Origin of the sequence: Nocardia sp. NRRL WC-3656 (genome assembly GCF_000720265.1) — a bacterium.
Classification (GTDB): Bacteria; Actinomycetota; Actinomycetes; order Mycobacteriales; family Mycobacteriaceae; genus Nocardia; species Nocardia nova.
The window spans coordinates 216,001-231,875 of sequence record NZ_JOJF01000003.1; the positions used below are offsets into that span (position 1 = coordinate 216,001).

Consider the following 15,875-nt stretch of genomic DNA (forward strand, 5'->3'; position numbering starts at 1 on the left):
ATCGGATGCCGGGTCGATCCAGGGGAAGCTCATGTGGACGAATTTCGTATCGAAAAGTCCCACTGCCGCACGCCCGTTACCGCCGGGCCGATCTCGAGCCGAATCCCCCAGCGAGCGAACGGAGTTCGAACGATGCGTGCCTCCACTATCGAGGGAAACCGTTACTCGGGCCGGACGCGGGCAGGCGATCACGACGACCGGCCGTCACCGGGCGATCACACGACCGATCCGGCGGCCAAGCGAGCCGGTTTCGAAATCATGGCCGGAATGCTCATCGGCCGGGTGATCGAAGGACGGATTCCGCCGGCCCAATGCAGGCAACTGCTGGCGCTCGCGGCGGAGTCGGCGCGCGACGGGCTGTCGGTGGACAGCGCGACGGACGCGGTGCGGGCTGCGGTCGACAAGGTCGCGCTGGACGGCGCGGGCGGCCGGCTCGGCGATGGGTGCGAGCGGGGCGGGGTGGTCGGCCGATTGGAACTGCTGCGCAAGGATCTCGTCGCCGCCACGTCCGCGGCGCTGGTCCGGGCGCACCCGGACGGCGCCCGTCCGGCATCCATGCGGTCGCTGGCGTCGGTGATCGCCGAGAGCCGCAGTGCGGTGCCGGAACAGCGGTGCGCCTCGTATGCGGTTCTCGCCGTGGCATTTCCACCGCACCCCGACGAGTCGGCGCCGGACACTGCGGAGCAGGCGGCATGGGAGAAGGTCGTGCGCGTGCATCGAGAACTCGATCGGCGGTGCGACCCCGCGACGACCACGACGCTCACCGAGCACGGCGGCACCATCGTCGTGCCCGCCGAGCTCGATACACCCCGGCCGTACGACGATCTCGTCGCCGCGGTCGCCCGCGCGGCGGGTGTATCCGTCACCGCGACACTGGTCTTCGCCTCGGTGGCGGATCTACCGGGTGCCACCGATCGCGCACACGAATTGCTGGATGTCGTCCAGCGTCTGGGGCGGGGGCCGGGGCTGTATCGGTTCACCGATCTCGCCCTGGAGTATCAGCTCACCCGGCCGGGGCGAGGGCTGGAGCGTCTCAAGACCATCCTCGCGCCTCTGGAGAATCAGCCTCGGCTGCTGCAGACCCTGGTGGTGCACATCGCGGCCAATCTGAGCCGGCAGCACACGGCGTCGGTCATGAAGGTGCACCGCAACACCATCGACTATCGGCTTCGGCGGATTCAGGAATTGACCGGTTACGACCCGTCACGGCCGCCGGGGATCTGGTATCTGCAGGCCGGTCTGATCATTCGCTCGCTCGGGCACTCGGACGGTTCCGTCGGCTGACCGATCGAGCCCGGTCTCGTCCGGCAGCGTGGCCGGTGTGGAGGGGAGTCCCTGATATGGTCAGCGAGGTTGTCGAATCCGTGCAGGATGTACCGGTTCCGCTCGGGTTGCTGTGGGATGCGCTCGTCGATCCGGAAACCTATTCCCGGCTGTTCACCGGAATCGGCGGCTGCGAACGGCAGGAGACCGTCGCCGACTCGATGTCGCTGCAGTTCCGGATCGGAAGTCCGGAGTGCGGTGTGGTGACCGTTCCGGTGCGGCTCGTTCCGGGACGCCGATACGAAAGTCTCGAACTGCACAGTCCGACGCTGGGGAGCATGGCGCTGATCCGTCTGCGCGCGCAGAGCGACGGCACCAGGGTCGCGGTGACCGTCTTCGCGCCCAAGCGTCTGCATCCGGTGATCGCTTCGAAAAACAATGCGGCAGTGGTGCGTTGGCTGCGAGACGGGATGGAGAAGGTGGCACAGCGCTGTCTGGCGGTGCCGACCGCGGTGATCGACGGAACGTCGCGGTCGCCGGTTCGCCGGAAAGCCGACGTGGTGCGGCAGCTGGTAGCGGCGGGTGTCGTCCGCCCACATCGGCTCGACCACGGGCTGGGGCAGCTGCACGGACTCGCGCGCTGGGGAATCAGCCTCGCCGGCGGATACGCGGCCGCGGCGGCATGTGCGCCGCAGCGCACGGCGATCATCGACGAGCGCGTTCGTCGCAGTTTCGCCGAATTGCACCGGCGCACCGACGATATCGCCCGCGCGCTGCTGGCGCTCGGACTGGACGGATCCGAAAGTGCCGGACTGCTGGCACGCAACCACATCGGCATGGTCGAAACCATGGTCGCCGCCGGTAAGGCCGGGCTCGAACTGGTTCTGCTGCACCCGGGCATGGCCGCTCGTCAGCTGGAGAACGTGTCCCAGCGCCAGCGCCTGTCGGCCGTGTTCGTCGACGACGAGCTGGAGTCGCTGGTTCACTATCTGCATCCCGGGATCACGCGTTTCCGCACGGATCGGTCCGAGCAGGCGGCCGACCGCACCACCCTCGACGAGCTGGCAACCCTCGCGCCGGAGACGGCCTTGCGGCGGTCCAGGCCCGGCCGTCTCGTCGTTCTCACCTCCGGCTCCAGCGGTGCGCCGAAAGGTGCCCGCCGCCCCCGCACCCGCAACCTCGACCCCGTGGCGGCGATCCTGTCGCGGATCCCGCTGCGGATGGAGGAGAACATGCTGATCGCCGCCCCGCTGTGCCATACCTGGGGGTTGGCGATGCTGCAGCTCGGCACCGCGTTGCGAGCGACGGTGGTGCTACCGCGGCGCTTGGATCCCGAAGAGTGCCTGCGCTCGATCGCCGAACATCGCGTCACCACCGTCGTCACGGTCCCGCCGCTGCTGCATCGCATTCTCGAGTTGCCGGCGCATGTGCGGGCTCGCTACGACACCTCGTCGGTGAAAATCGTCGCCTCCGGGAGCGCCCCCTTGTCCGGAGCCACGGTAGAGCGCTTCATGGACGCCTTCGGAGATGTTCTCTACAACGTCTACGGCTCGACGGAGGTGTCGTGGGCGACCATTGCCACACCGCACGATCTGCGGCAGGCGCCGGCGACGGTCGGCCGGCCACCGATGGGCACCACCGTGGCGGTGCTGGGCCCCGATCTGCGACCACTGCCGGTGGGCGCGACGGGGCGGATCTTCGTCGCCAATCCGATGCTCTTCGACGGATACGTCAACGCCCCGCCGCCGGCCGAAACCGAGGACGGCATGCTGGATACCGGGGATATCGGATATATCGATGTCGCGGGCCGATTGTTCATCTGCGGCCGCGGTGACGAGATGATCATCTCGGGTGGCGAGAAGGTCTTTCCGCGGCCCCTGGAGGAGGCGCTCGAGTATCTGCCGCAGGTGCGCGAGGCCGCCGTCGTCGGGGTGCCCGATCGCGAATTCGGGCAGCGCGCAGCGGCATTCGTCGTCACCCGGGATGGCAGTGGCCTCGACGCTCGGATGGTGCGCGACTACCTTCGCGCGCGGCACGGGCGCACCGCGGTGCCGCGCGATGTCTCGTTCGTTTCCGCGCTGCCGCGGGGCGAGACGGGCAAGATCGTGAAGCGGCTGCTACCCGCCCCCGAATCACCGAAGCGCTAGGCATTACCGAATCGCCAGGCTCCCCCCGATTTCGGCCGAATCGGCCCCGATCACTGTGCGCAAGAACCGCTCCTGCTCGGTGCGACCGCGGATCTCCGCCCGGATCATGCCGCCGGGCACGACTCGGGCGGTCAGGCAGCGCACGAGATTGACGGGGATGCGCAGCAGCGGATACCACGGTGGAACGAAACGGGGCAGGCCCAGATCGCGCATCGCCCGGGGGCCGAGAAAGGCGCTCGACACGGACAGATGTTGCGAGCGAGCGAGGTGTCCGCGCACGCGCCGAAAGTTCGGGTACTGCCATCCCAGCGGGTCGTCGGCCATCGGCACGGCCAGTTGCGGCGTGGTCTCGTCGGGGTTCGTGATCGCCGTGAGGCAGTGATAGAGAATGCGCACTCCGTCGCGAAAGTTCTCGGGTAGCAGTTCATCTCGTACCCCGATCAGCCAGCCGACATAGCGGGTGAGATGTGCCGCGGCGGCCATTTCGCGTGGCGTCGGGACGATGCCCATGGCCATGGCGCCCACGAACGGCGCGATCAACGCGCCGACCAGAGTGGCGGCCATATCGGTTTGGTTGATCGGCAGCCCCCACTCCGCCTCGCGCCAATCCGGCATGGCGGCGACATGCCGGCGGACGAAGGAGTGGATGAGGCGGACGCGGATCGTCGAGCGATAGCCGAGCCCGCGGTCGGCCATGCCGTCCTCGGCGGTCACGTCCAGTGCCCACTGCAGCGTTTCGGCGAATCGCCGGGCCGGTCCCTTCTCCAGCGCACCGGTCCGGATCAGTGTCTTGTTGAATCCGGACGCGAGATAACCACCCAGGAACGACACGTCGCGCGCGATGTACAGACCATCGGCGCCTCCCATGCGGAACACCCGCTCGCCGTGCCGGACCTTTGCGCGATCCACCCAGCCGGGCGGTGTTTCGACCAGGTCGAAGAATTCGCGCAGCGGTTCGGGCGCGCCGGGGGTGTGCGCGATGCCGGCCCGCAATGCCTGCTCGAACAGTGGGCGGGTCCGGTCGGTGCCGGCGGTAACCATCCACTCGACCAGGCGATCCATCGGCTCGTCGCCGATTCGAAGCGAGTCGCCCAGATGTCGCCACTGCTCGGGCGAGGGCTTGCGCAAGCCCAGCGCGAGGGCGACGGGCCGCAGTCCGGGGACCTTGCGGGGTGAGGCGGGGTGTCGGAGTGGAATTCCGTTGTCCATCGGTGTCCCTCGCAATGCGGCCGGAGTGTATCGAAGATACGAGAGTCGTTGCATTGAGTCAACAGTCGGTTCGCACCTGATCCTCGCGCGAATGAATCAAAGAATCAACGCTTGTTGCAATAGTTCATCTGCGTTAGGTTGATGTCGGTGACGAATCGGAACCCTTTCCGGGGCAACGGGTTCGGCGACAGGAGCGCGAAGTGCAGAGTAGGCAGCCGTCGATCGCGATCGTGGGTAGCGGTTTCAGCGGAATCGGACTGGCCATCCGCCTGAAACAGGCAGGTTTCACGAACCTGACGATCTTCGAGAAGGCCGGCGACGTGGGCGGGGTATGGCGCGACAACACCTATCCCGGAGCGGCGTGTGATGCGCCGTCACACCTGTACTCGTACTCGTTCGAGCCCAATCCGGACTGGACGCGGCGGTTCGCCGACCAAGCGGAAATCCATCGGTACCTTCGGCACTGCGCGACCCGGTACGACGTGCTGCGGCATGTGCGCACGAACGCGGAGGTGCTCGCCGCGGAGTTCGACGGCTGCACCTCGAGCTGGCGACTGACGATCGAGGGTGGGCACACCGCTCGCGCGGATATCCTGGTGTCCGCGTGCGGTCAGCTGAGCCGTCCGGCCCGGCCCGACCTGCCCGGCCTGGATTCCTTCGCGGGCACGGTCTTTCACTCGGCGCAATGGGATCACGGGCACGTGCTGCACGGCCGTGACGTCGCCGTCGTCGGCAACGGCGCCAGCGCCATCCAGTTCGTCCCCGAGATCGCCGATCGAGCCCGCACGCTCACGGTCTTCCAGCGGCAGGCGCACTGGATCAGTCCCAAACCGGACTACCGGTACCCGCGGCTGCGCCGGTGGGCCAACCGGCGGATTCCTCTGCTGCAGAAGCTTTCTCGACTCGCGGTGTTCCTGTGGTTCGAGGTCGTTCTCAATCCGATGCTGATCTCGGCCCGCGGCCGGCGGATTTTGTCGTGGCCGATCCGGGCTTGGTGTATCCGGAACTTGCGTCGCATTCACGACCCCGAGCTGCGACGGGTGCTCGAGCCGGCATACGAGGTCGGATGCAATCGAATACTGACCTCCGATGACTACTACGAGGCGCTCGATCGCGCCGACACCGGCCTCACGACCAGTCCGATCGTCCGAGTGGAACCGACAGCGCTGGTCACCGCGGACGGTGTGGTGCACCCCGCGGACACGATCATCCTGGCCACGGGCTTCCGGTCGCACGATTTTGTGGCGCCGATGCGGATCGCCGGGCGTGACGGCCGGGACCTCGCCACGTCCTGGCAGGGCCGTCCCCGCGCCTACCTCGGCATCACGGTGCCGGGCTTCCCGAATTTCTTCCTGATGTACGGGCCGAACACCAACGTCGGCTCGGGATCGATAGTGCACATGCTGGAAAGTCAGATGGTCTACATCGTTGCGGCGGCTCGGGAGGTGAGCCGAACCGGCTATCTGGAGGTTCGCGAGGACGCCCTCCGGAAATTCGACGACGCGGTCCAGCGCCGATTGGCCACCACCGTGTGGAACACCGGCGGCTGTCACAGCTGGTATATCGCCGCCACCGCCGGCGGCCCCGCCAATACCAACAATTGGCCGGGGTCGATGCTCGGGTACCGCGTGCGCACCCGGCGGATCCGGACGGCCGATTACCTTGCGGCACCGCCGATCACGCCGGACGCATCGTGGGATCGCAACGGCGGCTAGGAGATTCCTGATTTGACCATGGGCACGATGGTGGTCCGGACGAAGGAGCGAGCCAGTTCGTCGTCGTTGAAGTTCATGCCGCCGTTGGGCGTCAGCAGCAGCGAATGGGCGAATCGAGCGAGGAGTTCGGCGACCGGAGCGATTGCGAACTGTCCGATCGCGCCCGCCTTATGACTCCGCCGCAGGACGTGTTCGATATACCCGATCCCCATGCTCACCAGTTCCTGGCCGCGGACGGTATAGAACTCGACGGCTTCTTCCGGGGCGACGTCGAGCAGTTGGGTTGCCAACGGGTGCGTTCTCGTCTGGCGAATGATGAACAAAACGGCTTCTTCGATTTGAATATCGACGTCGGGGGTGGATCGCACAATTCTCCCGACCTCGGCCAGGACGCGCTCGATCTCACGCTGCAAGACCGCGTCGACCAGATTTTCCTTGACTCGGAAGCGCCGATAGATCGTGACGCGATTGATTCCGGCCCGCCGGGCGATGTCGTCGAGGCTGGCGCGTCGGATACCCACCTGGAGAATCCGCTCGAGAGCCGCATCGAGTATTGTCTCCTCCAAATTGTCGCGCGTCGGCATGCACCGACAATACATAGTTTGTTGCGTTGCGGCCACTTGACAGGACCGGGGGAGCGCCTCGCCGCTGATCGCCGCACGATGTACGGGTGCACCAATGGTGCGTTCTCCGGCATGTGACCTGCCTAGCGGATGGACGGCATCGTTTCGCTGGGCACGTGACCGACTTACCGTGGTAACAGAATCGATTGCCACCGGCGATCTGAATCGAACCCGTGTGGATGCAAAGGAGCATGCAGATGGCGGGCACAGCGGATTCTGCCGACAACGGATGTGGGTTACGCGACGAGCCGACGAGGCGAATAGTCGTCTACTTCGAAGGACACAATCCGGGCGAGCAGATAGTCCTGGAATTCGCGGCAACGTATATCGAAGCTCGCGAATTCACGGCGGCGGCATTGGCCGACGGATTGGCCATCGCGGTGGACGGAAAAGTGCGGCCGAGCCTGCGCCGATTGCCGTGCCGCCGGCTGTGGCGCTGACCCGCCGGTCGTCACCGGATTCCGGAATTACAAATGGGCATTCCGATAGGCGTGTACCACCAGAGCCGATTGCAGATGCCACAGATCTGCGAGGCGGCTGGGATCGAGACCGGTGAGCTCTTTGACCCGGCGTAGGCGATAGTCGACGGTATTGCTGTGGATATTCAACGCCCGCGCCGTCTGCTGCCGGTGAAAATTGTTTCCGATGTGCTGGCGCAACGTTCTCATCAACTCGGGATGATCCGTGATCGGATCGACGATGCGAGACAGGTATTCGGTGGCGGCCCCGGGGCGCGTCAGTTGATATTCGAGGGTCAGGTCTTCGAAGCGATAGAGCCGGGGCCGGTAATGCAGCCGGCACGCGATATCGAGTAGTTCGTGGGCGAGATGGGTGGTCCGGGGGATCGAATCGATCAGGCTCGGGACCGCCACCGCGGTGACCGGTGCCCGCGCGGTCCGCCGCAAATGTTCCATCAAACCGCTCGGGACATCGTCTTCCGCCTCGTCCGCCGGAACGAGTACGGTGCCGCCACCGACACCGATGAGCGGGAGCGTGCCGGGACCGCAGGTCCGGATCGCCGTGCGTTGCAGGCGCGCGACACCGTCGAGATCGGCGTGATCGGGCGGGCGGCTGATCGTAATCGCCAGTGCGACAACGGTGTATTCCTCGGCGATCGTGATCCCGGCCGCGCGCGCCATCGCGGCCGGATTCCGGCCGCCGATCAGCAGTGCGCTCAATGCTTCCGCGGCACGGTCGGCCTCGCCTGCCGCGGCGCGCAGCCGCTCCGGGTGAGAAACGGTCGCGGTCACCGGCGCCGCGGAGTCGGTACTTTCCGCCTCGGGGCTGCGCGATCGGCCGTTCGGCGGTCGGCGCCCTCCCGGATCGGTTTCTGTGATCTCACGGTGGAGCGGGTGGCCTCGCAACGTTCATCCCCTGACATTGTGTTCGTCCACACGATCGGACTGCACGACATTTTAATAGTCATGCAACAGATAATCAACACTTGATTCATTGTAATTCTCGTCTATGTGGGGTAAGGCATCACAATGTCCATGGCTGTTTCGCAGTATTGTGAAACCAACACCGTTGTAGCATTGATACAACTTTTGTATCTTCGGCTTCGAGATGCCGTTGCTGATAGTCGGTCTCAACGTCCTCGGTGTGCTCGGCTACGACCGGTTGCGGCGGTGGCGGCGCGGAATCATCTTCGGGCAGTTCGTTTTCGCGGCGATCGTGACGCCGCAGGATCCCTTCTCCATGCTCGCGCTCGCGGCGACGTTGACCGTGTTGTCCGAGGGCGCGATCCAGGTGTCACGGATCGGCGACCGCCGCAAGGCCCGGCGCGCCGCGCGGCGCGCGGCCGAGTTGCCGGATACGGCGGCGTCCTCGGTGCCGTCACCCGAGCCCATAGCGCCGGCCGGTGAGGTGTCGCCGCGCGAATGATTCAGGTGGCGTCGGCATCGATCGGCGGAAGATCGGGCTGCGGTTCCGGCTCGGCCGTGCTCAGCCACGCGCCGGGCCGGACCACGCCGCAGTTCGCCGGATCCACGAACTCGACCGGAGCGACGATGCGGTGGCCGGCGGAAGCGACCGGCTCCGCCGGGGCGTTCTCGAATTCGCCGGTGAAGATCGAATCATCGCCGTCCAGAAGGTATTTGGTCGTGATGTCGCGAGGTGACATCTCCCGCAACTCGTTGAGCTGTGCCAGGGGTTCGCGAAACCGATCCACCTCGGGCCCGAGTTCGGACCGGAGTTGTTCGGCGGTATCGCTGATGTAGTTCCGGGCCTGGCGGACGGAGTTCATCGTCCATTGGATCGCCCCCGGAAGCCGCTCCGGGCCGAGGATCACGAGCGCTGCGATGAGCAGAATTACCAATTCGGGCCAGCCGATTCCACCGAACATGCGCCGAGAGTAGCGAGAACGCACGGCAGTCGATTCGCATCGCGCCGAAAGCTGTGCTGATGCACAGCATATTACGGCTGTTTATTGCGCAACCCGAGATATTTCGCCCGACGGCTTCGCGCGGGACGATTCCGGGGATACTCTTTCGGCGCATCGAAGATCAGCCGCGCAGAGAGTTGATCGAACTCATGAATACATTCGGAAAATTGATTGCGACTGCCGCATTCGCCGGCGGAGTGGCACTGATGGCGGGCCCGGCAGGTGCCGCGACGGGCCCGGTCCCGGCGGCGACGCCGGTGGACAGCACCGGGTCGTCGATGGACGGCACCGGATCCGCGTCGTTGCTGCCGTCCGGTGGGGCGGGGTCGTCCTCCCCGGCCGCCGTCGACGGGACCGGTTCATCGATGCCCGCAACCGGGTCCGCGATGATCGATTCGTCGTTCGGCATGCTGTGCTCGCTGACCGGCTCCGCGATGGGGTCGGCCGGCTCCTCGGCCATGTCTCTGCCGGGTTGCTCCTGAGTACGGCGAGCGCGGCTCGCTGACCGGGTTCGGCGCTGCCGTGTCCACGACTCCGGGCCGCTCGGATGCGGCCCGGAGTCGTGGTTTCACCGCTCCGGCGCGGCGTCGCGCCGGGCAGGCCGTTCACCATTCGAAGATAGAAAGGTTGTCGGTTCATGGGTTCTCTGAGCGCGACACACTGGCTCGTCATCGCGGGATTGTTCGTGGTGCTGTTCGGGGCGAAAAGACTTCCGGACGCGGCCCGAAGTGTGGGCCGATCGTTACGGATTTTCAAGAGTGAAGTACAGGAAATGCAGGCGGGTGGCGCAGAGACGCAAACCCCCTCATCCGATGGCGCGGCGGCGTCGAACGCTGTATTCGAACCCGGCGGAAAGATTGTGCACGGTCACGAATCCTCTTGCGGCACTGATGAATTCGGATAGTCTGGCGTCGGTCAAACAAAGTCCGCCGCGCAGAGAGTTGTTCGAATGATGAGTGCATTGAAGAAGGTGTGTGCGGCTACCGCGATAGCCGGCGGGTTGGTGATGGCCGCCGGACCCGCCGGTGCCGCCTTCGAACCCGCCCCTGGTGTGTCGCCGATCGCCGCCACCGGCTCCGGGGACACCGGTTCGTCGTTGCCGAGCACCGGATCCGGCGGGGTGGACCAGGTGATCCAATTCGCCTGTGCCTTCGCCACGGGAATCACCGGATCGGCAGCCGGGTCCGCGGGCTCCTCGGTCCCCGACATCCCCGGCTGCAGCTGATCGGTCGAGCGCTCAGCGCTCGATCTTTCCGGCTGCACAGCAGCGTGCGAACGCCGGACCGCGCCGTGGTCCGGCGTTCGTGACAGTCGAACGAAATCAGCCGCGCAGAAGGTTGTTTCATCACATGCATGCTTTCGAGAAGATCTGTGCGGCCGCCGCTGTCGTCGGCGGCCTGGCGCTCGGAGCGGGAGCGGCCGGCGCCACGCCGGGTATCGCGCTCGGTCCCGCGGAGCCGTCCTCTGTGGACGACGTGCAGACAGGTTCTACGGCCGGATTGCCGTCGTTGCTCAATTCCGGTGTCCCGGATCTGGGTTCGAGCGCGGGATCGGTCGGTGCTTTTCCGGCGCTGGGAAGCTTCAGTGCCGACCTGGGCCTGTGCGGCCTGACCACCGTATCCAGTATTCCGATCTGCCCGCAGTGACACTCGGCGCTCGGCGACGGTGGCCGGTTCCGCCTCCGTCGTGACCGGTCGACGGCAATGCCCACCCCTGCCTTCGGGCCGGGGTGGGCATTGCCGTCTCCGCGGTGGGACCGGGTTGCCTGCTTCGGGCGGCAAACAATTGGGGCAGAACAGCTTTCGACAGGCAAGAAGCGATTTGTAACGATGCACCAATATGCGATTCATTGTTGACCTGCGTCACCGCCGTGCATAGAGTGAGCTCCACTCGACCGCTGGCCTGCTGTCGATGAGGACGGATTTCCATGGCCGACTCCGAAGTAAATCGCCGCAAAATCTTGAAGGGCGCGGCCGCCGGCTCGCTGGCGGTAGCCGCCGCCGCGGCGGCGGGCGTTGCGCACGCGCAACCCTCGACGACGGCGAGCCCGACTCCGTCGGGTACGCCCACACCTTCCGCAACCCCGACAGCGCCGGGAACCACGACACCGTCGCAGACGACCACTCCCGCGCCGTCGGCGACCCCCTCGACATCGGCTGCCCCGCTCACCACGGCGTCGGCTCCGGGACAGAATCGCGTCGCCATTCTGGGCGGAGGTCCCGCCGGACTGACGGCGGCACACGAACTGGCCGAACGTGGCTTCCACGTCACCGTTTACGAGCGGCGAGGGTGGGGCGGCAAGGCGCGGAGTATGGATACGCCGCTGCCGGTGGCCGGCGGCCGCAAGCCGCTCCCGGGGGAGCACGGTTTCCGCTTCTTTCCCGGCTACTACCGCTGCATTCCGGACACCATGAGCCGAATTCCCTTCGAAGGCAACAAGAACGGTGTCCGCGACAACCTCGTGCCGGCTCCGACGGTCACCGGTGAGCAGAAGGGCGGCAATATCACGATTCCCTTCGGCTTCAGCACGGGCGACGTCGCGACCGCGGCGAATCTGGAATGGCTGGTCAACACTCTGGCGGGCGGGATGTACTGGATTCCCAAGTTGCCGTACGGCGATCTGATCACCTTCGCCAAGCGGCTGCTGGTGTACTTCACCAGTTGCGACGATCGCCGGAACCAGCAGTGGGAGAAGACGCCGTTCAAGGAGTTCGCGAAGATCAAGCCGGGCTCCAACCCGAATTACCAGCTGCTCATCTCCACGCTGGCCCGAACGCTGGTCGCGGCCAACGAGAACATCGCCAGTGCGAAGACGATCTGCGGGCAGGGCGAGAACTTCCTGCTCAACATGCTGGGCCGCAACAACGGTGGCCTGCATACCGACAACGTCCTGAACTCGCCGACCAACGAAGTCTGGATCGATCCCTGGATCGACTATCTGAAGCAGATCAACGTCGATCTACAGCTCGGTTTCGACGTGCAATCGCTGACGGTGAAGGACGGCAAGATCGCCTCGGCGACGCTGAAGGACCCCTCCGGCGCGACGTCGGACGTCGAGGCCGACTGGTTCGTGCTCGCGCTGCCGCCCGAGCGGGTCACCGCTCTGTTCAGCACCGAGATCCTGCAACTGGACCCCGATCTGGACAAGATCAAGAAGCTGTTCGTCGACTGGATGACCGGGATCCAGTTCTACCTCAACACCGATGAGGTCGAAGCGCCCGGCCATATCGGATGGATCGAGTCGCCGTGGCGGATGTCGGGCATCTTCCAGAGCCAGTTCTGGAAGAAGCGCCACGACATCGCGAAGGATTTCGGCGACGGGAAGGTCAAGGGCATTCTGTCGGTGGACATCTCCGACTGGCATACCCCCGGCCTGCAGAACAAGAAGCCCGCCGATCAGCTGAGCCCGGAGGAACTGGCCAAGGAAGCCTGGTACCAGATCACCAAGACCTCCGACCACATCAAGTCGAACCATCTGGTGGGCTGGTTCCTGGATCCGGGAATGGCATGGGACGGTTCGAAATACACGAACTCGGACCCGCTGCTGATCAATACGGCGGGCTCGTGGGAGAACCGCCCGGGCTCGATCACCAAGATTCCGAACATGTTCCTGGCCGGGGACTACTGTCGCAGTGAAATCGACCTCGCCACCATGGAGGGCGCGTGCGAGGCCGGTCGTAATGCGACCAACGGAATTCTCGACGCGTCCGGATCGACGTCGAAGAAGGCGATGATCTGGCCGAAGGTGACGATCAGGGAGTTCGACGGTCTCCGAAGCCAGGACGCGGGCAACTTCCGCAACGGCCGGCCGAACATCTTCGACAACTGACCGCACGAACGCCTTCGTTCCAGCCCGCGTATCGCCGGCCCTGAATCGGTGCGCCCCGCACCGATCGGCTGATACGCCGACTCCCGCTGGAGCGGAGTGCAGGTGTCGGGACCGGCGTCGGCCCGATACCGGCCCGAGCGGCCCGGAACTCGTCCTCCGGGCCGCTCGGGTGCTCCCGCACTTTCGACTATCGAGGACAAACGAATGAAGCGTGCTGCGTTCGGTCATGTGGCAGCCCTGCGGATCACCATGGCATTGCTGGCCCTCCTGGTCTCCACGGTGCCGGCCTGCGGGAGCGCTGCGGCGGCACCCGGCCGCCGGCCGGAGGTGACCGATGTCGTCATCGAGGGCCGCACGTGGCATCTCACGGTGTACTCGGCCGCGATGGACAAGGAGATCGCCGTCGATGTCCAACGACCGGCCGACGAGTCGCGGCCCGCGCCGAACCTCTACCTGCTCAACGGTTTGGACGCCGGCCAGGGAAAGATGAACTGGAAGGGTCAGACCACGGCGCTGCAATGGCTGGCGGACAAGCAGGTCAACGTGGTTCAGCCGATCGGCGGCCGGGGCAGTTACTACACGGATTGGCTGCGGCCGGATCCGGTCCTCGGCGTCAACAAATGGAAGACCTTCTTCACCACGGAACTGCCTCCGCTGCTCGATGAGACGCTGCACTCCACCGGCCGCAACGCGCTGACCGGACTGTCGATGTCCGGCACGTCGGTCCTGCAGCTGGCCGAGGCGGCGCCCGGCCTGTGGAAAACCGTCGCCGCCTACAGCGGATGTGCGCAGATCGCCGACCCGATGGGACGGCTGGCGGTGAAACTCGCCGTCGAGCTGTGGGCCCGCGGCAATACCGTGAACATGTACGGTCCGCCGGACAGCCCGCTGTGGGCCGAGAACGATCCCGTCCTGCATGCCGAGAAGCTGCGCGGCACCCTGCTGTACCTCTCCAGTGGCAGCGGCATCCCGGAGGCCGGTGATGTCCGGAACTACTCGGACAACGCACCCGGTCCGGTCGGCGGAGCGAATTTGGCGCTCGGCATGATGATCGAAGGTGCGACCGATCTGTGCACGCACAATCTGCAGGCCCGGCTCGATGCGCTGGGCATTCCGGCGACCTACCGCTTCACCGCGACGGGGACCCACTATTGGCCGTATTGGGAAGCGGCGCTGCACGATTCCTGGCCACTGCTCGCCCGGGGCATGGGGGTGCCGGGCTACTGACCGGCCGGCAGCCGAGTTGCCGGCCGGGGCCGTACCGCGGTGCGGTGCCGAGGCTTCAGCGACCGGTGCCGTGCAATGCCGTGGCGGTGCGGGAATTCGGCGTCGACGCCGGATCCGGGTAGGTGCCGAGCAGCCGGTCGGCGGTGCCGGAGCTGGTGACGGTGAACCAGTAGTGCTCGTTCTTGAAGTGATGCAGCCGGTGGTTGCGCCGGACCGCGGTGTAGAGGCGAGTGCGGGGCTGATAGTCGGTGTGGATCAGGTAGTGGGTCCACTCGTAGCCCAGGCCCAGCACGCCGACCACGGTGAGGAAGGTCAATCCCAGCCCGATGCGTGGAAAGGCCAGTGCCGCAACGACAACCAACGCCGGAAAGAGCCACAGGAAGGTCTGCCACGGGATGAAGATCAGATCCACCCGGCGCGGGTCGGCATGGTGTTCGCGATGTTTGCGCGCGAGCAGGGAATCCAGAGTGAGACGGCCGATCCGGCGGGGGCGCCAATGCAAGATGCAGACGTGGATCACCCACTCCGTCACCGGGAAGAACGCCAGCATCACGCCGGCGACCAGAGCATCGGTGAGCTGCCAGTCGCCCACCGCGATCCGGGCGGCGAGTGCGCCCGCCAGCAGTGTGGTGATGATCCACGGCGAGGGACGGCGTACGAAGACGCCGAAGGCGTCGGGCAGCGTCGTGGTCCGGCGGTGGGAGCGGGTCTCAGCGGTCATCGTCCGCACCTTCCATCGTGCGTACTACGGTGTCGAATTGTGTTGCGGCCACACGCAACAGCGTGTCCGCGGCGGCGCGGGCCGCGTCCGGGTCGCCGCCGACGACGGCGGCGGTGAGCCGGCGGTAGTGGTCGATGCTGCCGACCTCGGCGGCCATCACAGCCGCCAGCGCGACGATCGCGGGCTCGTAGACCTCGCGCAGTGTGTTGAACAACAGCCGGAACACGATCGAACCGGTGCCGTCGACGATGTGGTCCCAGAACTTCAGCGCCTCGACTTGCTGCGCGACCGGTTCCTGCTGTGCGGCAAGCGATTCCAGGCAGTCACCGAGTTCGGCGTGCAGCTGCGCGCCGCCGTGCTCGGCGGCCAGGGCGGCCACCTCCCGGCCCAGGACCAGTCGCGCCTGCAGGATGCTCGCGACCACGGTGTGGTCGAACTCGCCGTTGCGCACGATGAGCCGCGGCAGTAGGTCCAATCCGGCCGCGCGGCGGAAGTCGCGCACCGTGGTCGCCCCGCCCTGACGCACGTCGATGAGGCCGGTGTGCGCGAGTTTGCGCAGCGCCTCTCGCACGGTCGGCCGCGACACTCCGAGCGCCTCGGCGAGCTGCCGTTCGGCCGGCAGGGTGGCGCCGGCCGGAAGTTCCCCGTCGAGAACCTCGGTCACGAGTTGGTCGAATACCGCGTCGGGCACCGTCTGCCGGTCGATCCGCTGAAAGGCCATGAACGGACGGTAATCCCCACCGCGGTCAGAGGTCAAG

At 66.1% G+C, this 15,875-nt stretch carries 17 protein-coding genes; 10 read left to right on the plus strand and 7 right to left on the minus strand.

The genetic code is table 11. The features are described 5' to 3' along the window. The first annotated feature begins 132 nt into the window (after positions 1-132). Together IG65_RS0106200 and IG65_RS0106205 are read left to right on the plus strand one after the other, a co-directional pair. Positions 133-1,284: a CdaR family transcriptional regulator gene (locus IG65_RS0106200; protein ID WP_051755438.1), complete on the plus strand. Its 1,152-nt coding sequence runs from the start codon at positions 133-135 to the stop codon at positions 1,282-1,284. A gap of 56 nt (positions 1,285-1,340) precedes the next feature. Further along, a complete protein-coding gene (locus IG65_RS0106205; RefSeq protein WP_030513860.1) occupies positions 1,341-3,410 on the plus strand; it encodes an AMP-binding protein in 2,070 nt (689 codons plus the stop codon). Between the two features lie 3 nt (positions 3,411-3,413). On the opposite strand, the gene IG65_RS0106210 is transcribed toward IG65_RS0106205, so the two are convergent. Beyond that, complete coding sequence (locus tag IG65_RS0106210) at positions 3,414-4,619, minus strand: oxygenase MpaB family protein (RefSeq protein ID WP_030513861.1); 1,206 nt, start codon at positions 4,617-4,619, stop codon at positions 3,414-3,416. Positions 4,620-4,819: 200 nt separating this feature from the next. Here IG65_RS0106210 and IG65_RS0106215 point away from each other — a divergent pair, with 200 nt between their 5' ends. Continuing rightward, positions 4,820-6,334 carry an NAD(P)/FAD-dependent oxidoreductase gene (locus IG65_RS0106215; RefSeq protein ID WP_030513862.1) on the plus strand — a complete coding sequence of 505 codons (1,515 nt, stop codon included), beginning with the start codon at positions 4,820-4,822 and terminating at the stop codon, positions 6,332-6,334. Here IG65_RS0106215 and IG65_RS0106220 read toward each other — a convergent pair. Further along, on the minus strand, positions 6,331-6,918 hold the full coding sequence (locus IG65_RS0106220; RefSeq protein ID WP_030513863.1) for a TetR/AcrR family transcriptional regulator: 588 nt from the start codon (positions 6,916-6,918) through the stop codon (positions 6,331-6,333). The two genes, IG65_RS0106215 and IG65_RS0106220, sit on opposite strands and share 4 nt — an antisense overlap. A gap of 236 nt (positions 6,919-7,154) precedes the next feature. On the opposite strand from IG65_RS0106220, the gene IG65_RS0106225 reads away from it, so the two are divergent. After that, positions 7,155-7,397 (plus strand): hypothetical protein, encoded by a 243-nt coding sequence (locus tag IG65_RS0106225; protein ID WP_030513864.1) that lies wholly within the window; start codon positions 7,155-7,157, stop codon positions 7,395-7,397. Between the two features lie 27 nt (positions 7,398-7,424). Here the strand turns inward: IG65_RS0106225 and IG65_RS0106230 are convergent, their stop codons facing one another. Beyond that, positions 7,425-8,207, minus strand: coding sequence for a CdaR family transcriptional regulator (locus tag IG65_RS0106230; protein ID WP_051755441.1), 783 nt, complete (start codon positions 8,205-8,207; stop codon positions 7,425-7,427). Between the two features lie 316 nt (positions 8,208-8,523). Between IG65_RS0106230 and IG65_RS0106235 the strand changes: the two genes are divergently transcribed. Continuing rightward, on the plus strand, positions 8,524-8,841 hold the full coding sequence (locus tag IG65_RS0106235) for a twin-arginine translocase subunit TatC (protein WP_030513866.1): 318 nt from the start codon (positions 8,524-8,526) through the stop codon (positions 8,839-8,841). Between the two features lies 1 nt (position 8,842). Here IG65_RS0106235 and tatB read toward each other — a convergent pair whose 3' ends face one another. Further along, a complete protein-coding gene (gene tatB, locus IG65_RS39740) occupies positions 8,843-9,301 on the minus strand; it encodes a Sec-independent protein translocase protein TatB (RefSeq protein WP_030513867.1) in 459 nt (152 codons plus the stop codon). Between the two features lie 160 nt (positions 9,302-9,461). Next, positions 9,462-9,800 carry a hypothetical protein gene (locus IG65_RS0106245; protein WP_030513868.1) on the minus strand — a complete coding sequence of 113 codons (339 nt, stop codon included), beginning with the start codon at positions 9,798-9,800 and terminating at the stop codon, positions 9,462-9,464. Positions 9,801-9,977: 177 nt separating this feature from the next. Here IG65_RS0106245 and tatA point away from each other — a divergent pair, with 177 nt between their 5' ends. From tatA to IG65_RS0106265, 5 genes are all read left to right on the plus strand, one after another. Continuing rightward, a complete protein-coding gene (gene tatA, locus IG65_RS39550; protein WP_081879297.1) occupies positions 9,978-10,244 on the plus strand; it encodes a Sec-independent protein translocase subunit TatA in 267 nt (88 codons plus the stop codon). Positions 10,245-10,289: 45 nt separating this feature from the next. Continuing rightward, a complete protein-coding gene (locus IG65_RS37640) occupies positions 10,290-10,565 on the plus strand; it encodes a hypothetical protein (protein ID WP_156055511.1) in 276 nt (91 codons plus the stop codon). Between the two features lie 124 nt (positions 10,566-10,689). Continuing rightward, the gene (locus IG65_RS0106255) at positions 10,690-10,986 is read left to right on the plus strand and encodes a hypothetical protein (RefSeq protein ID WP_030513870.1); all 297 of its coding nucleotides are present in this window, start codon (positions 10,690-10,692) and stop codon (positions 10,984-10,986) included. A gap of 281 nt (positions 10,987-11,267) precedes the next feature. Continuing rightward, positions 11,268-13,169 (plus strand): FAD-dependent oxidoreductase, encoded by a 1,902-nt coding sequence (locus IG65_RS0106260; RefSeq protein ID WP_051755442.1) that lies wholly within the window; start codon positions 11,268-11,270, stop codon positions 13,167-13,169. Positions 13,170-13,373: 204 nt separating this feature from the next. After that, positions 13,374-14,396, plus strand: coding sequence for an alpha/beta hydrolase family protein (locus IG65_RS0106265; protein WP_036523454.1), 1,023 nt, complete (start codon positions 13,374-13,376; stop codon positions 14,394-14,396). Between the two features lie 55 nt (positions 14,397-14,451). On the opposite strand, the gene IG65_RS0106270 is transcribed toward IG65_RS0106265, so the two are convergent. Together IG65_RS0106270 and IG65_RS0106275 are read right to left on the minus strand one after the other, a co-directional pair. Next, positions 14,452-15,117: a sterol desaturase family protein gene (locus IG65_RS0106270; RefSeq protein ID WP_030513873.1), complete on the minus strand. Its 666-nt coding sequence runs from the start codon at positions 15,115-15,117 to the stop codon at positions 14,452-14,454. Next, positions 15,107-15,838, minus strand: a complete 732-nt coding sequence (locus tag IG65_RS0106275) for a FadR/GntR family transcriptional regulator (RefSeq protein ID WP_030513874.1) — start codon at positions 15,836-15,838, stop codon at positions 15,107-15,109. Before IG65_RS0106275 ends, IG65_RS0106270 begins: the two co-directional genes overlap by 11 nt. Positions 15,839-15,875 lie beyond the last annotated feature (37 nt).

Bases quoted from the DNA above. Each gene is read 5' to 3' on its own strand.
- IG65_RS0106200 (WP_051755438.1), top strand. From the start codon at position 133: ATGCGTGCCTCCACTATCGAGGGAAACCGTTACTCGGGCCGGACGCGG.
- IG65_RS0106205 (WP_030513860.1), top strand. From the start codon at position 1,341: ATGGTCAGCGAGGTTGTCGAATCCGTGCAGGATGTACCGGTTCCGCTC.
- IG65_RS0106210 (WP_030513861.1), bottom strand. From the start codon at position 4,619: ATGGACAACGGAATTCCACTCCGACACCCCGCCTCACCCCGCAAGGTC.
- IG65_RS0106220 (WP_030513863.1), bottom strand. From the start codon at position 6,918: ATGCCGACGCGCGACAATTTGGAGGAGACAATACTCGATGCGGCTCTC.
- IG65_RS0106225 (WP_030513864.1), top strand. From the start codon at position 7,155: ATGGCGGGCACAGCGGATTCTGCCGACAACGGATGTGGGTTACGCGAC.
- IG65_RS0106235 (WP_030513866.1), top strand. From the start codon at position 8,524: ATGCCGTTGCTGATAGTCGGTCTCAACGTCCTCGGTGTGCTCGGCTAC.
- tatB (WP_030513867.1), bottom strand. From the start codon at position 9,301: ATGTTCGGTGGAATCGGCTGGCCCGAATTGGTAATTCTGCTCATCGCA.
- IG65_RS0106245 (WP_030513868.1), bottom strand. From the start codon at position 9,800: ATGGCCGAGGAGCCGGCCGACCCCATCGCGGAGCCGGTCAGCGAGCAC.
- tatA (WP_081879297.1), top strand. From the start codon at position 9,978: ATGGGTTCTCTGAGCGCGACACACTGGCTCGTCATCGCGGGATTGTTC.
- IG65_RS37640 (WP_156055511.1), top strand. From the start codon at position 10,290: ATGATGAGTGCATTGAAGAAGGTGTGTGCGGCTACCGCGATAGCCGGC.
- IG65_RS0106255 (WP_030513870.1), top strand. From the start codon at position 10,690: ATGCATGCTTTCGAGAAGATCTGTGCGGCCGCCGCTGTCGTCGGCGGC.
- IG65_RS0106260 (WP_051755442.1), top strand. From the start codon at position 11,268: ATGGCCGACTCCGAAGTAAATCGCCGCAAAATCTTGAAGGGCGCGGCC.
- IG65_RS0106265 (WP_036523454.1), top strand. From the start codon at position 13,374: ATGAAGCGTGCTGCGTTCGGTCATGTGGCAGCCCTGCGGATCACCATG.
- IG65_RS0106270 (WP_030513873.1), bottom strand. From the start codon at position 15,117: ATGACCGCTGAGACCCGCTCCCACCGCCGGACCACGACGCTGCCCGAC.
- IG65_RS0106275 (WP_030513874.1), bottom strand. From the start codon at position 15,838: ATGGCCTTTCAGCGGATCGACCGGCAGACGGTGCCCGACGCGGTATTC.